Here is a 14,241-nt window from a genome sequence, read left to right on the forward strand (position 1 = left end):
CGACTGTCAACAATTAAATTCTGAATTAAGAATCCATTGCTGCAACTTCATCACGAGCTTGCTTTTGTCTTTCTTTAAAAACTGAAGGTTTGTAAGAAGTAAATACTCCTTTCTTAAATGTTGCAAGTTGAGCAGCGTGAAGCCTTTCTGCCTTCTCAATACGCTTTTTAGTTAAAGCTAGGTTGTTCATGACCTATTCAATTACTGGAAATCCCGTTCCCTACTTCCATCTCATGCACCCCATAATCTTGGGGCGAACGTATAGAAAAATATAACAAATGAGAATAAGAATGTACAGCCGGCATTACGACAATTTAAGTAGTGTTTTCCTACTCCCATCCAATAAAAAGAAGGATTAGACCAAAGGTGTAGCAAGAGGAGGTCTTATGAGACTATTCACTCCATTCACTATTCCTCAAAAGGAAAACTGTGATCTTTGCAGAATTGAGAAGAATAAGAAAAAAGCAGTTGAAAATCATTTATTAGATAACCTTTTTAGAAACCTTTATAGGCAGAGATTTGATTTCGTTTTTGACTGACCTTGAAAACAACAGTAAAGGAGGAGTTGAAATGCGTTTAAATTTTGTTCCTACTCACGTTTTTCGTGAAACACCTCAAGTATCGTTTTTCGATGCAGGAGTAAAAGGATCCAATGGCTCTGATGTCGTCATTCATCACGGCAATGCAATCTCACCACCAGATGATGGAGATTTTGAACAATATTACTTACATCGACATCAGATTGATCACAATTTAGTAATTGAAGGTAGTCGTATTTTTACTTTGATCAATCCTGAATGGGATGAGCCACATCACATCATTTTTTTTAAACCGCGCCATGGGAGCGCTTCAAATTCCTATCGGTACATATCATCGATCAATCTCTAATAAAGAAGGAAGTATTGTCCTAAACCAAGCCGTAAGAGATGAAAAATTTAATCCTGAAAATGAATTTATACCTGCTTAGCTTAAGAGATAGAAAAGATCTGCAAATAGCTAAAAAGAAAAATCCTGTTTACTGGGTTTGGGAAAAAGATCAAATCAAAAGGATTAAGTTTGAGCCAATTCAATCTAGAGAAAAAATTTCTTGATCGGATTAAAATTGAGCCATGACACCAAAGAAGCTACCACCACACATAGTGCTTCAAGAATCGAAGGAAGTGATTTTCTACTTGGAAAACCCATTGCCTTCGGAAATCACAATTCCTACATGGATGAAATCTTTCCCTGATGATTACAAAGGAATGATTATGACAAATGCCTGCTTGTTTAAAAGATTAAAGGATCACTCATAAATCGGAATTAATAGAATTTATTGAGACTTATCTTCTTTCTCTTCAACAGGTTGAGCTTCTTCAATAGGTTGAGCTTCTTCAATAGGTTGAGCTTCTTCAATAGGTTGAGCTTCTTCAATAGGTTGAGCTTCATCGACAGGCTGATTCTCTTCAGCAGGTTGAGTCTCTTCAATAGGTTGAGCTTCTTCGGCAGGCTGAGTCTCTTTAACAGACTTAGATTCTTCAACTGGTTGATTTCCTTTAAAAAGTTCAGAAATTTTGTCGCTAATTTTCTTTGAAAGTTCAACGATTTTCTGACTTATCTCTTTTAAATAGTCAGAAAGTTTTTGCAGAAAGTTTTTCATTGATTAAAAACACCTATAAAAATCAGATAACCTTATAAAGATTGCGGACTCATATAAACATTTTTAATAAAGAGTGTCACTGGAGCCTAATACTCAAAACAAATGCAGTTGTGCTTTTTTGTCGCTCAAATAATTAATTCGGATACATTAGGCGTTGAGAATAATATCCTTGATCTCTTCTTTACTTACTCTTATATGTCTAATTCGTACTTTTCATTAAATGAATTAACTCACAATATATCTATAGATTGTAGTTAAAAAAAATGACTCTTGAGATTTCAGAAATTGTTCTCGCCAAATCATTTTTGGTCTTAGGCTTACTAGCGTTTGCTTGTATCGGATTCGCATCGTTAGTTAATCAAAAACAAAAAGTAGCTGCTGTTAAATAAGCCTATACTCTACTTTTTTAATACAGCAATACCTGCTGAAAAAGTATCGAAGGATGCTGCATCCTGAAAAAGCGTGCGATACAAATAAATCAAGAGTTACATCACCAACATGGCAAAAGAACTTAAGGTTTCTTCTTCCCTGATAACGGTTTGTGTAAGCGTTCTTATGTCGTTGGAAGAGCTACATTTTTTGACTATTTAGGAAAAGATCATTTGGATTGTGTCCTTTTCCCTGACCGTCTTACCAGTCCACTAGCTTTTGGATTTACGGATGAGCTTCAGTCTGATGGACGGATCCCTTAAACCTCCATGCCAATGAAACTAAAACTTCAACTGAAAATAATATGGCTAATTAATAATCATCCATTACTTAAGAATCAAATATCCATAGACAGCAACTATGAGAAATATTGGAATTGCTAGGTAGGTCAGGAGGAACCATTTAAAAGTGTTGTCTTTGCTCATAAATCCATCATGCCGCTTTTACGTCCCTAATAAGTTGATCTCTTAACGGTTTTTTCTTAGATGCCTCCATTTCTAATCTTCTTTTTTCTTCTCCAGCTCTAACCTCCTTGTAGTGCTGTATGAAGTGATCCATATCTAGAGGGTTACCATTTTCATCAGCAAAAGTTGCTCCATCATTTTTGAAAGCAGCAATATCTTCAAGACGCATATCGACTTCGACTAAAACACCTTTTTCTCTTCTGCCGATTCCTATCTCAAAGCGACCTGTATACAAATCAATATCAACTACTAATCCAGTCTCAAAGAACCATCTTGAAAATTCTTGCCTTTGCTGAAGATCAAACCGTCCTGTTTTTATAAAGTTATCAACTCGCTGTCGAATATCTTTTTCAATTTCTTTTCCTCGCTTCTTTGACTTTAAAGTTGATTCTTCATTTCTTGCAGAGTTGAAATCATCATTGGCGGTCTCATATTTCTCGATTGCTCGCTTTTGTAGAACACCAATGCGACTAATAACTTCAGGCAGAATATCTTCAGCAGTTAGTAATTCATCAAGATTTTCTCTAAGTCGATTTACTTCCCTTTTATATTCATTTCGTTTGTTCAACAACCGCATTGATTTTGCAGTTGCAGCTTTGAGAGACTTTTCGTATTTCTCATCGTTGAAATAACTAGCCCATCTAAAAGTTTGCAGTCGTTTTAAAATATCTAGCTCAAAATCAACTCCATCTTTTTTTGCATTAAACCTTTTTCTACAAGTACAAATTTCTTCGGCTCGGTTATACCCTGCGCTGCAATGCAAGTAGTAATAATGATTATTTGGATCAGATAGTTTGGGCTTTGGAACTGAAAGGAAAGAGATTTTTTCTCCGCACTCTCTGCAAAAAGTGGAATTACCAAATAACCATCTTTTTCGCTCTCTGGGTCTTGGAGCTGATTTGTTCCTCGACCTTTTTGTTCTAGTAGCCTGAATCTTTTCAAATTGCTCAGGCGTTATTAATGATGGAAAAACTCCCTCTATGGCCTCTTCTCTATTCTTAACCAACATTCCCCCTGATTCGGTTTTAGTAGTTTGCATTGGCTGGAAATAACCAATAAGTGCTGGATTTTTAAGAATGTCCGCGATGAAATGGACACTCAATGGTTTTCTCCTATTCGTTAAGGACTTAATTCCTTGCTTCTGTAAGCGCTTAGAAATTTCAGTTGCGCCCATCTCTAGGGATAGATCACAAATCTGTTTTGCCCACCCGGCCCTTTTGTTGAATGAGAATGTCTTTGTCTGTTCTGAAAAATCAAGCCAAAAGGGATAAAAGCACTTTTGGCTTGGATGTTTCCTCTCTCTAAAGTGAACGGAAAAGTCTCCTTTTTAAAAACGCTGTATTTTTTCATTGTGATAGCCATTGATTCTGTGACTCTTTTCTCTGCTTTCAGAATGAGCTGCTAAAAATAAAATCTGAAATAGTAAATAAACGGTCTGATCTTTTTCTGTATAAATTTGCCCTCCCAACTCAGAAACGTAAATTGATAAGCCAGCATCAAATATTCGATTTAGTAGTTTATTGGCTTCTTTTTGAGGCTCCCTAGTAAGACGTGAGACCTCGCTGATGACTAAACAAGGATCGTTTCCGAAATCCCCATTTTCAGCTGATTCAATAATTGCTGTTAAAGCGCTTCTATTTTTGTAAGCCTGAAAAGCTGATTTACCAATATCTTCAAATTTTTGATTCCATGCTTTGTAGTTAGGGTATTGATCTAAAAAACTTCTGAATCCATCGTCTTGCCTGGCTAAACCTGTTTTATATTCTCCACTTTGAATTTCAGTCGAAACTCTTGAATATGAGATCGCAAATCTAGTAGGAACTTAGTTTTAGGATTTGTCTTCAAAATCAAGCCGTTTTTCTCTCAGATGCAGTTTTATAACTAGCTTTTCAAGAGTTAGCAATAGTGATGGTTAACTCATGAGTTAAGCAGATGTCAATTTTAAATAGGCTGTCCTAGTTCATCTCTCAATCTTCTTATTCTTTGCAATAGTTTCAACCTTCTGCTTCTTGCCGTAGCTGTAAGAAATATCCTCAAAGGAAAATAAATCAAAGTCATAGTCCCGGCCAACCCAGCCATGAGAATAAAAAATAAAGCCCCAGGATCGTTCATATCATGACACTAACTACCTTCTGCAAAAATTGGGAGCAATTTGCGAATTACGATTCGGCTTTCCCCACTTATTTAGCCTCCCCTAATGTGTGATTCCTATGGGAGATTAAGTTTAATTCAAATCAAATATGCCAAAACTTCTAAGTTTTTCAGACGAATCACGTGGTGCTCTAGAAAAAGGAGTAAACAATTTAGCCAATGCTTTAAAAGTTACAATTGGACCTAAGGGTAGAAATGTTGTTATTGAAAAAAAATTTGGTGCACCAGATATCGTTAATGATGGAGTAACAATTGCGAAAGAAATAGATCTCGAAGATCCATTTGAGAACATAGGAGCAAAGCTCATTGAACAGGTCGCTTCAAAAACCAAAGAAAAAGCTGGTGATGGTACAACAACTGCAACAGTTTTAGCTCAATTAATGGTTCAAGAAGGGTTGAGAAATACAGCAGCGGGAGCCAGCCCAATCGAATTAAGACGTGGAATGGAAAAGGCTGTGGCTCAAATCGTTAATGATCTCAAGAGAAAAAGCAAGTCAGTTAGTGGTGATGCCATTAAGCAAGTTGCAACAGTAAGTGCTGGTGGAGACGAGGAAATAGGTTTAATGATTGCAGATGCGATAGATAAGGTCAGTTTTGATGGAGTAATAACAGTTGAAGAATCTAAATCTCTAGCTACTGAGCTAGACATCACTGAGGGGATGGCATTTGATAGAGGTTATAGCTCACCATATTTTGTGACTGATGAAGATCGCTTAATTTGTGAATTTGAAAATCCCTCAATATTAATTACCGATAAAAAAATTTCATCCATTGCCGATCTTATTCCAGTTCTGGAAACTGTTCAAAAGAATGGAACACCACTAATAATTCTCGCCGAAGAAGTAGAGGGTGAAGCATTAGCTACGCTAGTAGTAAACAAAAACCGCGGTGTCTTACAGGTCGCAGCAGTTAGAGCCCCCTCATTTGGCGAGAGGAGAAAAGCTGCACTAGGAGATATTGCCGTACTAACTGGCGGTACATTAATCAGCGAAGATAAAGCAATGAGTATTGAGAAAGTTCAAATTTCTGATCTAGGTCAAGCCAGAAGAGTAACAATTACAAAAGACAGCACAACAATTGTTGCAAATGACAATCAAAATACCGAACTATCTAATCGCATTGCCTCAATCAAGAGAGAACTGAATGAAACAGACTCTGAGTATGACCAAGAGAAACTAAACGAAAGAATAGCTAAACTCGCAGGGGGTGTAGCCGTAATTAAAGTTGGTGCTCCTACTGAAACTGAACTAAAGAACAGAAAGCTCAGAATTGAGGATGCTCTAAATGCAACTCGAGCAGCCATTGAAGAAGGTATTGTCGCTGGTGGTGGAACAACTCTCCTTGAACTAAGTGAAGGGCTTGAAAATTTATCTAAAAATCTAGAAGGTGATCAAAGGACTGGTGTTGAAATTATAAAAAGAGCCTTAACGGCTCCAACAAAACAAATAGCTATAAATGCGGGATTTAACGGAGATGTTGTTGTTTCAGATATCAAGAGATTAGGTAAAGGCTTCAATGCACAAACTGGAGAATATGTTGATTTACTAGAAGCAGGAATATTAGATGCTGCAAAGGTAATACGACTTGCCCTTCAAGACGCTGTCTCAATAGCCTCACTTCTAATCACAACTGAAGTTGTGATTGCAGACAAACCTGAGCCACCGGCAGCTCCAGGGGCAGAAGGCGGAGACCCAATGGGTGGAATGGGTGGAATGGGTGGAATGGGTGGAATGGGCGGAATGGGCGGAATGGGAATGCCAGGAATGATGTAAGCAAGTGAGAAGATCTACACTCTCAAATTCAATAAAAATTAAAATTCATCAAACAATTTAGTACTTATTTTCTTAACAACCACTTCTTAAGATAACTATATTTAGGTTTAGGAGGTAAAGGAATCAAAGCTTTAATTTCATTTTGATTTATTTCTTTAAATGAATTTTTAGCTTTGCTTTCAATTCTTTCTTTATTAACTATTTCATATGATTTGATTTTAAATGCTTCATCATTATCATCCTTTGGCGATTCAAACTTTTTAGATTCGATTCCTTTTCCCTTATTATCATCATCTTCTAGAATAATTTCTTTATCACCCTCAAAAGAGTTTTCTTGTGATAGATCTATCTTTTGATTACTTAAATTAGAAGGGTTTTGATTCGACTGGCTTAAATCTAAGTTTTTTAATTCTTCCAAACTTTCTACTCCAAAACGGTGGGCCCACTGAGATTTCAGTAGAGAATATAAATCATTATCATTTTCCTTTAGAGCTTCTATAATTTGTTTTTGTAGTTGATACTTTCGAGACTCCAAGGTTCTTTTAAATCACTAAATTAAGATTATCAAGCAAGTTTGCGATTTAAAAGAGGTCTAATAAGAAAAAACAATCCGATTGTAAGAAAAAATAAAATTGCCAGGCAAGAATAACCATTTACGTCTCCATAAGGAGCATTAATTAAAATCAAATTCAGATCTACAGAATTATGATATGCCATTCGAATCGGTTCAATCGCAAATGTTAATGGATTAATCGATGCTATCCATCCAAGCCATTCAGGCATAAAAGAGATGGGAGCCAATGCTGTGCTAGCAAAAAGGACAGGTAGATTCGCTATAAAGATAATCGCAATTAGCTCTATATGTCCTGGCAATACAAAGGCCAATCCAAGACTTAGACCAGTTATTGCAAACACCAATAACAATAAGGTTATTGCTATCAGAAGGAAACCTCCCAGGCTTGGCCAGCCATAACCCAAGAGAGCAGAGGTTGCCATTATTGCAAAACTCTGCAAAAGGCTGATAGTAGTTATGTAGATTACTGAAGAGATTACGATTGAACTCCTACTACTTAATGGAGCAACTAATAATCGATTAAGAAAGCCGAATTCTCTGTCAAACATAAGAGGGAGTCCAGCATTAAGAGCTCCACTAAAAGCAGTAAAGACTATTAAACCTGCACCAAGAAATTCTCCATAGCTACTGCTCCCAGGCAAAAAATCTATTGGGGCATTAGAGAATAACGCTGCAAAAAGCAAAAGCCATATCAAAGGCTGAAGGATTCCAGCAAATAATGTTGAAGGTCTTCGAATTAATTGAATAAAAAGCCTCCATGTTAAGGCAGAAATCTCCTGCAACATTTGATTCAGATCATTTCTAGATTGCTTTTCTTTAGGAATTGATGGATTAGTAGTAATCATGTTTTTAATAATTCAGGTTTAATACGATCAGTTAACGCATCGACTTCTTATTCTCAAGCTTAAAATCTCTTTTACCAGCAAGTTCTAATTCAGCGTCCATAAGGGTTTTCCCAGTAGCTTGCAAATAAACATCATCTAAACTTGGTCGACTGTGAGAAAGTGCAAAAACTTCAAAATTTTCTTTTGAAAGATGACTCGATAAATTTGAGATAACATCATTGTTTTTTACTAAAAAATTTAAAGAATAACCTTGTTTTTGATTCACTACTACATTAGATACCCCATTAATATTTCTAATTAATTTCCTTACAGATTCAGCCTCTGCTTCATCACTAAACTCTCTCACCCTAAGTGTAACTCTATCTCCACCAAGTTCTTTTTTCATATCATCTGGTTTACCACTAGCAATTACTTTTCCTTTATCAATAATAGCCATCTCATCTGCTAATTCATCTACCTCCTCGAGATAATGACTACTTAAAAGAATAGTAGTTTCCTTTTTTCTTAGTTCCTTCAATAATCCCCAGATAACTGATCGACTTTCTATATCCAACCCAACAGTAGGTTCATCAAGAATCAATAATTCTGGTTCATGCAACAATCCTGAAGCTAGGTCAAGTCTTCTTTTCATCCCTCCCGAAAAAGAACCACATCTTCTATCAATCCATTCATGCATATCTAATCTCTGAATCAATTCGTCAATTCTCTTTCTCTTGTATTTGCTATCTAAATGATAAAGATCTCCTTGAAGCTGAAGCAACTCTCTACCTGTAAGTATTTTATCGATTGCAACATCTTGAGCTACATAACCTAATCTTTGCCTAATTTCTTTTTCCTCAAGTAAGACATCACGTCCCCCCACTTCAACATGACCAGAATCAGGAGCCAGGAGAGTACAGATAATTCTTATTGCAGTGCTTTTGCCTGCTCCATTTGGGCCCAACAAACCATACAAAGAACCTTTAGGTACTTTAAGGTTCAGTCCATCTAAAGCCCTAACCGGGCCATAAGACTTAAACAAATCTCTTAGTTGGATGAAAAACATCTAAAAATAGATCGACTAAAGAAACAAGCTGACATCTTCTAACAAATTCTAATTAGTATTAGAGACCAAGGTCATAAAGTTTTAATTTTTATTTTATAGACTTACGAAAATGCTACAGAGAAGTCTTTAATTAAGTCTATTAACTGATCATTGAAAACAATTGACACCTGTAATCTACTAATAACAATCAAAAAACAAACTCCAAACATATAAAGAATAGACCACCTAAACAAACTCTTAGCTCGATCTAAATCCTCTGGATTATCTCTTAATCTGGAAACCAATTGAAGAAGTCTAGAGTTATAAGGAAGTAATAGGATGCCATACAACAAGCCTCCTTCAGGCAAGACAAAGCATCCTAAAAAGCTTAGAAATACAGTTAGATAGGCATACACGGATATAGCTTTTGCTGTAACGAAAGGACCACTTACTGTTGGAAGCATAGGTATGCCAACAGATCTATAATCGTCCCTGAGTAATATGGCTAGGGCCCAAAAATGTGCTGGTGTCCAAACCATTACCAAAGAGAATAGCCACCAACCACCCAATCCAATATGTCCTGCAGCCGCTGCTGCTCCTACAAGAGGGGGGATTGCTCCAGCGACTCCTCCAAAAACTATATTTTGAGATGTTCTAGGTTTTAAGAATGCTGTATATAAGAGAACATAACTACAAAGGCCTAGAAGAGTAAGTCCTGCCGCTAAACAGTTAACTCCACTTACTAAAAGTGCTGAGGCAGCAAGTGTACAAGCAATTGCTCCAATAAAAACAGAAGACTGAGAAAGGCGACCAGAGGGCAATGCTCTATTACTGGTGCGTTTCATTCTTTTATCAAGATCTTGTTCCCATAAGCAGTTAAGAGCTCCTGCTGCTGCTGCTGCAAGAGCTCCTCCACCTAAAGTGCACGCCAATCTTGGAGAGGGTAATGGCCATTCCTCCGAAAGAGCCATTCCACCTACTGTGGTAGCAAGTAATAAAGGAATTAATCTTGGTTTGGCCACCTCTAACCAAGCTGGTAGTTTAATACGCTTTCTGGAGGGAACGATTTCTTCACGATTGACTGGCTGTGAAATTAAATCTGATGTAGAGCTAACCATGACATGTCTCCAAGGTTGATTGATTTGTGAAAAGTGATGGGGAAGATTCATCAATTCCTCTACCTTTAAAATTCAATGCTGCTATTACGGCCACTAATAAGCAGGCAATTAGTTGATGACCAATGATAAGACTAGGTTCACTCATCCTTAGGTGAATCGAAAAAACTCCTAAAAAGATTTGTGAGATGTTCAAAAAAATAATTGTCAAGAGATAGGGCCATTGATTAATAAAAACATCTCTATGAAAAGATGAAACAATTACGAATAAAATCAACAAAAAGCTCATTGGGAGAGCACTTGCTCGATGAAGACCTAAAAGATTGCAAGAATCTCCCAAATCCAAGCATCTTTGAGCTGCCCAAGAGGTTGCCACGCGACTACCTAGTAAAGACTGAGCTACTACTGAAAAAAGAGATAAGAATCCAAAAGAACGAAGCCAAAGTGGAAAAATTGATTTACCAGGGCTAAGTAATTGTTGAGTGACACCACTCATGATCGCAACAAGAATAAATGCAACTGCAAGATGAGCCATGACGATTAAAGATGGCAATAGTTGTAGTACTGTCAAAGCCCCTAAAAAACCCTGAAAAGCAACTAACAAAGTTAAGAATCCATAGGTCCAAGGAAGCCATTTAGGTAAAGTTTTTGACCAAAGCAAAGACAGTGCAAATTGAGTAATTAAAACAATCCCTACGAAGAAGGCATCTAGGCGATGAAACCATTCTAAGAAGACTTGTACATTCATTTGCCTACCAGGCAAAAAAGATCCGTAACACAGAGGCCAGTCTGGGCAAGCGAGACCAGCCTCCATTACTCTGGTTGCTCCTCCAATCACCACAAGAGCGATTAGTGCAACTACCACATGAGCAGCAAGCTGGCCCAATCTAAAGCGTGGCTTTGGTGGATAAATAACCTGCACGTATGCAAAAATCCATCAAGATAATTGTTAATTCAACGTAGCGATTACTTTGTACACGTCACCTGAATAAACGGACTGCAACATAAAGATTCTCTTTAAAAAAAAATTATTCATCTTGAATTAACAATTAGCCGATACATTAATTACTTTTGCCCATAACCTATAAATAGAAAAGGAGATCTTCTTGCCGAAACTGTCGGCCATTTTAACTCTCACATCAAGTTTAATTCTTGGCGTAGCAGGAGTGTGGATTGCATACAACGTCGATATGCTTCCCGTTAGCGCGAGCATGAATGCTCCTGTTTATGATGAACTCTATAAAGTCCTATTCGTTATTGGCTGCATCCTTTTCATAGGTATGACTGCTTTAGTAATTTATAGTCTTATTCAATTTCGTCGTAGGCCTGGAGAAACTGGTGATGGGATTAATTTAGAAGGTAATATTACTCTGGAAATTTTCTGGACAGCAGTCCCTGCAGTCGTTGTTTTGTTTGTAGGTTTATATAGCTACGATATTTATGATCGAATGGGTGGAATGCAACCTTTAATGCATGATCACAGTGGGCAAATGGATAATCAGGCCGAGAGAGTTTGGGGGGTATCGGTTCAGGGCCAATTGAGTCTTCATCTACAAACAATTCAACTTCATTACCAATTGAGTTAACTGCAATGCAATTTGCTTTTATCTTTCATTATCCAAAAGGAGACATTATTTCTGGCGAACTTCATGTTCCAGTTGGGAGAGAAGTTAGTTTAAAAATGGAATCCAAAGATGTAATACATGCTTTTTGGGTGCCTCAATTCAGACTTAAACAAGATGTAATCCCAGGTCAGCCAACGATTTTAAATTTCACTCCTACAAAAGCAGGTAATTTTCCAATTGTTTGCGCAGAATTGTGTGGCCCTTATCATGGTGGAATGAGATCAAACGTAATAGTTGATGAACAAGAAGACTTTGATACTTGGTTAAAAGAAAACTCTAAAGAATCAATATAAATTTATGACTATTTCACTTCAACCAAGCAACTCTCCTCCAGAAAAGCTTCAACCAACTGGATGGCTAAAATATTTGAGTTTTAGTCTCGATCACAAAGTAATTGGACTTCAATATTTAGTTTGTGGTTTCTTGTTTTATTTAATTGGAGGTTCTTTAGCTGGAGCAATAAGGGTAGAACTTATCAGTCCCCTCTCAGATTTCATGCCTAGAGAGGTTTACAACCAAGTTTTAACTCTCCACGGCACAATCATGATTTTTTTATGGATCGTGCCTGTAGTAAATGGTGCCTTTGGCAACTATTTAATACCTTTTTATGTTGGCGCTAGAGACATGGCCTTCCCAAGACTTAATGCAGTTGCTTTTTGGCTAATACCTCCCTCTGGTTTGATGTTGATAACAAGCTATTTCATAAACGGGGCAGCACAATCCGGGTGGACGGCGTATCCACCTTTAAGCATTACTACTCCAGCCGCCGGTCAAATTATTTGGATATTAAGTGTATTACTTTTGGGTGGAAGCTCAATCTTTGGTGGTATTAATTTCATCGCTACCATCCTTAAGTTAAGAAGACCAGGACTTAAATTAATGCAACTACCAATGTATTGCTGGGCAATGCTTGGTACAAGTATTCTTGTCGTTCTATCAACTCCTGTTCTCGCGGGGACTTTAATACTTTTGAGCTTTGACATAGTTGCTCATACCGGTTTCTTTAACCCGAGTCTTGGTGGAAATGTAATTGTTTATCAACATCTTTTTTGGTTTTACTCTCATCCTGCTGTTTATATCATGGTCTTGCCTGCCTTTGGCTTAGTAAGTGAAATACTTCCAATACATAGTAGGAAACCACTCTTTGGTTATACAACAATGGTCTTTTCAATTATGGGAATAGTTGTTTTAGGCCTAGTTGTTTGGGCCCATCATATGTTTACAAGCGGGACTCCTCCATGGATGCGCTTATTTTTTACAATCGCTACTGCATTTATAGCTGTTCCTACAGGTATTAAATTTTTTAATTGGGTTGCAACCTTATGGGGAGGGAAAATATCACTTAATGCTGCAATGCTATTTTCCTGCGGATTTATTATTAACTTTGTTTTAGGTGGAATAACAGGAGTTGCCCTAGCTCAAGTACCTTTTGATGTTCATGTACACGATACCTATTTTGTTGTTGCTCATTTTCACTACATAGTCTATGGAGGTTCTGTATTTGTTATCTTCTCATCTATTTATCACTGGTTCCCAAAATTTACTGGGAAAATGCTCAATGAGAATCTTGGAAGATTTCACTTTATAATTACTTTTATTGGCTTTAATCTTTGTTTTGCTCCTCAACACTGGCTAGGGTTGAATGGGATGCCTCGACGAGTTGCCGAATACGATCCACAATTTCAATTAATCAATCAAATAAGTAGCGTGGGTGCATTATTAATGGCTTTAAGTACGCTACCTTTTCTATGGAATATTCTTCAAAGCATCCTCCACGGGAATGACGCTGGTGATAATCCATGGAATGCACTTACTCCTGAATGGTTAACGACTTCACCTCCTCCTGTTGAGAATTGGAAGGGAGAAGCCCCACTCGTCCTTGAACCATATGGTTATGGAGAAAAAAATTCAAATAAAACTCAGGAGGGAATGAAATGACATCGACAGTTCCAGCAGAGCAATCATCAGAAAGCAAGAAAGATCTCTCAACTGAAGAACATGAAGATTTTCGTTTGTTTGGCTTAATAGCTTTTTTAATCGCAGACGGGATGACCTTTGCAGGTTTTTTTGCAGCATACCTAACTTTCAAAGCAGTAAACCCCATTGGTCCTGATGCTATTTACGAATTAGAACTACCATTACCAACTTTAAATACAGTTTTACTCCTGGTTAGTAGCTTTACTTTTCATCGAGCTGGGAAATTCCTAGAAAAGAATGAATCAAAAGAATGCCAAAAATGGCTTCTCATAACAGGTGCCTTGGGAGTGGCGTTTTTAATCAGTCAAATGTTTGAGTACTTTACTTTGCCTTTTGGATTAACCGACAACCTTTTTGCAAGTACTTTTTATGCATTAACTGGCTTCCATGGGCTTCATGTAACACTTGGATCAATAATGATAATGATTATTTGGTGGCAAACACGTATCCCATCTGGCCGAGTGAATAATGAAAACAAGTTCCCATTTGAAGCAGTAGAGCTCTATTGGCACTTTGTAGACGGGATTTGGGTTGTCTTATTCATCATCCTTTACCTGCTTTGAGAAGTAAATATTGATACTAAGCAAGAAACTTTCAATTAATTTGTTGCCACAATTCCACTTATT

The 14,241-nt window shown here is 37.2% G+C and carries 16 protein-coding genes and 2 pseudogenes; 8 read left to right on the forward strand and 10 right to left on the reverse strand.

The features are described 5' to 3' along the window. Positions 1–25: 25 nt before the first annotated feature. Entirely contained in the window at positions 26–190 is a 165-nt protein-coding gene (locus SIB75_RS08535) for a hypothetical protein (protein WP_413682843.1), read from the reverse strand. A 380-nt stretch (positions 191–570) separates the two neighbouring features. Between SIB75_RS08535 and SIB75_RS08540 the strand changes: the two are divergent. Both SIB75_RS08540 and SIB75_RS08545 read left to right on the forward strand, forming a co-directional pair. Then, a pseudogene (locus tag SIB75_RS08540) lies at positions 571–1,091 on the forward strand (hemagglutinin). A gap of 18 nt (positions 1,092–1,109) precedes the next feature. After that, on the forward strand, positions 1,110–1,295 hold the full coding sequence (locus tag SIB75_RS08545) for a hypothetical protein (RefSeq protein WP_413682844.1): 186 nt from the start codon (positions 1,110–1,112) through the stop codon (positions 1,293–1,295). A 17-nt stretch (positions 1,296–1,312) separates the two neighbouring features. Here the strand turns inward: SIB75_RS08545 and SIB75_RS08550 are convergent, their stop codons facing one another. Beyond that, positions 1,313–1,639, reverse strand: coding sequence for a hypothetical protein (locus SIB75_RS08550; protein ID WP_413682845.1), 327 nt, complete (start codon positions 1,637–1,639; stop codon positions 1,313–1,315). 263 nt (positions 1,640–1,902) lie between these two features. Between SIB75_RS08550 and SIB75_RS08555 the strand changes: the two genes are divergently transcribed. Together SIB75_RS08555 and SIB75_RS08560 are read left to right on the forward strand one after the other, a co-directional pair. Continuing rightward, entirely contained in the window at positions 1,903–2,028 is a 126-nt protein-coding gene (locus SIB75_RS08555; RefSeq protein ID WP_269610773.1) for a hypothetical protein, read from the forward strand. A 150-nt stretch (positions 2,029–2,178) separates the two neighbouring features. Further along, a complete protein-coding gene (locus tag SIB75_RS08560; RefSeq protein WP_413682847.1) occupies positions 2,179–2,331 on the forward strand; it encodes a hypothetical protein in 153 nt (50 codons plus the stop codon). A 169-nt stretch (positions 2,332–2,500) separates the two neighbouring features. Here the strand turns inward: SIB75_RS08560 and SIB75_RS08565 are convergent, their stop codons facing one another. The 3 genes from SIB75_RS08565 to SIB75_RS08575 form a co-directional block, all read right to left on the reverse strand. After that, positions 2,501–3,706, reverse strand: a complete 1,206-nt coding sequence (locus SIB75_RS08565; RefSeq protein WP_413682848.1) for a recombinase family protein — start codon at positions 3,704–3,706, stop codon at positions 2,501–2,503. Positions 3,707–3,859: 153 nt separating this feature from the next. Continuing rightward, a complete protein-coding gene (locus SIB75_RS08570; RefSeq protein WP_413684839.1) occupies positions 3,860–4,336 on the reverse strand; it encodes a recombinase family protein in 477 nt (158 codons plus the stop codon). Positions 4,337–4,473: 137 nt separating this feature from the next. Beyond that, the gene (locus tag SIB75_RS08575) at positions 4,474–4,644 is read right to left on the reverse strand and encodes a hypothetical protein (protein ID WP_413682849.1); all 171 of its coding nucleotides are present in this window, start codon (positions 4,642–4,644) and stop codon (positions 4,474–4,476) included. 128 nt (positions 4,645–4,772) lie between these two features. Here SIB75_RS08575 and groL point away from each other — a divergent pair, with 128 nt between their 5' ends. Further along, on the forward strand, positions 4,773–6,455 hold the full coding sequence (gene groL / locus SIB75_RS08580) for a chaperonin GroEL (protein ID WP_413682850.1): 1,683 nt from the start codon (positions 4,773–4,775) through the stop codon (positions 6,453–6,455). 64 nt (positions 6,456–6,519) lie between these two features. Here groL and SIB75_RS08585 read toward each other — a convergent pair whose 3' ends face one another. The 5 genes from SIB75_RS08585 to SIB75_RS08605 all read right to left on the reverse strand — a co-directional run bounded on the left by SIB75_RS08585 (position 6,520) and on the right by SIB75_RS08605 (position 10,935). Beyond that, positions 6,520–6,873: a hypothetical protein gene (locus tag SIB75_RS08585; RefSeq protein WP_413682851.1), complete on the reverse strand. Its 354-nt coding sequence runs from the start codon at positions 6,871–6,873 to the stop codon at positions 6,520–6,522. A gap of 146 nt (positions 6,874–7,019) precedes the next feature. Then, positions 7,020–7,814, reverse strand: a complete 795-nt coding sequence (locus tag SIB75_RS08590; protein WP_413684840.1) for an ABC transporter permease — start codon at positions 7,812–7,814, stop codon at positions 7,020–7,022. Positions 7,815–7,905: 91 nt separating this feature from the next. Then, positions 7,906–8,919 carry an ATP-binding cassette domain-containing protein gene (locus tag SIB75_RS08595; RefSeq protein ID WP_413682852.1) on the reverse strand — a complete coding sequence of 338 codons (1,014 nt, stop codon included), beginning with the start codon at positions 8,917–8,919 and terminating at the stop codon, positions 7,906–7,908. A 101-nt stretch (positions 8,920–9,020) separates the two neighbouring features. Beyond that, positions 9,021–10,016 (reverse strand): heme o synthase, encoded by a 996-nt coding sequence (locus SIB75_RS08600; RefSeq protein WP_413682853.1) that lies wholly within the window; start codon positions 10,014–10,016, stop codon positions 9,021–9,023. Next, a complete protein-coding gene (locus SIB75_RS08605) occupies positions 10,009–10,935 on the reverse strand; it encodes a COX15/CtaA family protein (RefSeq protein WP_413682854.1) in 927 nt (308 codons plus the stop codon). Before SIB75_RS08605 ends, SIB75_RS08600 begins: the two co-directional genes overlap by 8 nt. Before the next feature lie 184 nt (positions 10,936–11,119). On the opposite strand from SIB75_RS08605, the pseudogene SIB75_RS08610 reads away from it, so the two are divergent. The 3 genes and pseudogenes from SIB75_RS08610 (at position 11,120) to SIB75_RS08620 (ending at position 14,178) form a co-directional block, all read left to right on the forward strand. Next, positions 11,120–11,931, forward strand: a pseudogene (locus tag SIB75_RS08610) (cytochrome c oxidase subunit II). Positions 11,932–11,935: 4 nt separating this feature from the next. Further along, positions 11,936–13,576, forward strand: a complete 1,641-nt coding sequence (gene ctaD, locus SIB75_RS08615) for a cytochrome c oxidase subunit I (protein ID WP_413682855.1) — start codon at positions 11,936–11,938, stop codon at positions 13,574–13,576. After that, entirely contained in the window at positions 13,573–14,178 is a 606-nt protein-coding gene (locus tag SIB75_RS08620; protein ID WP_413682856.1) for a heme-copper oxidase subunit III, read from the forward strand. The genes ctaD and SIB75_RS08620 overlap by 4 nt, the downstream gene beginning before the upstream one ends. Positions 14,179–14,241: the final 63 nt, after the last annotated feature.

Origin of the sequence: Prochlorococcus sp. MIT 1011, assembly GCF_047305235.1 — a bacterium.
Taxonomy (GTDB): Bacteria; Cyanobacteriota; Cyanobacteriia; order PCC-6307; family Cyanobiaceae; genus Prochlorococcus_B.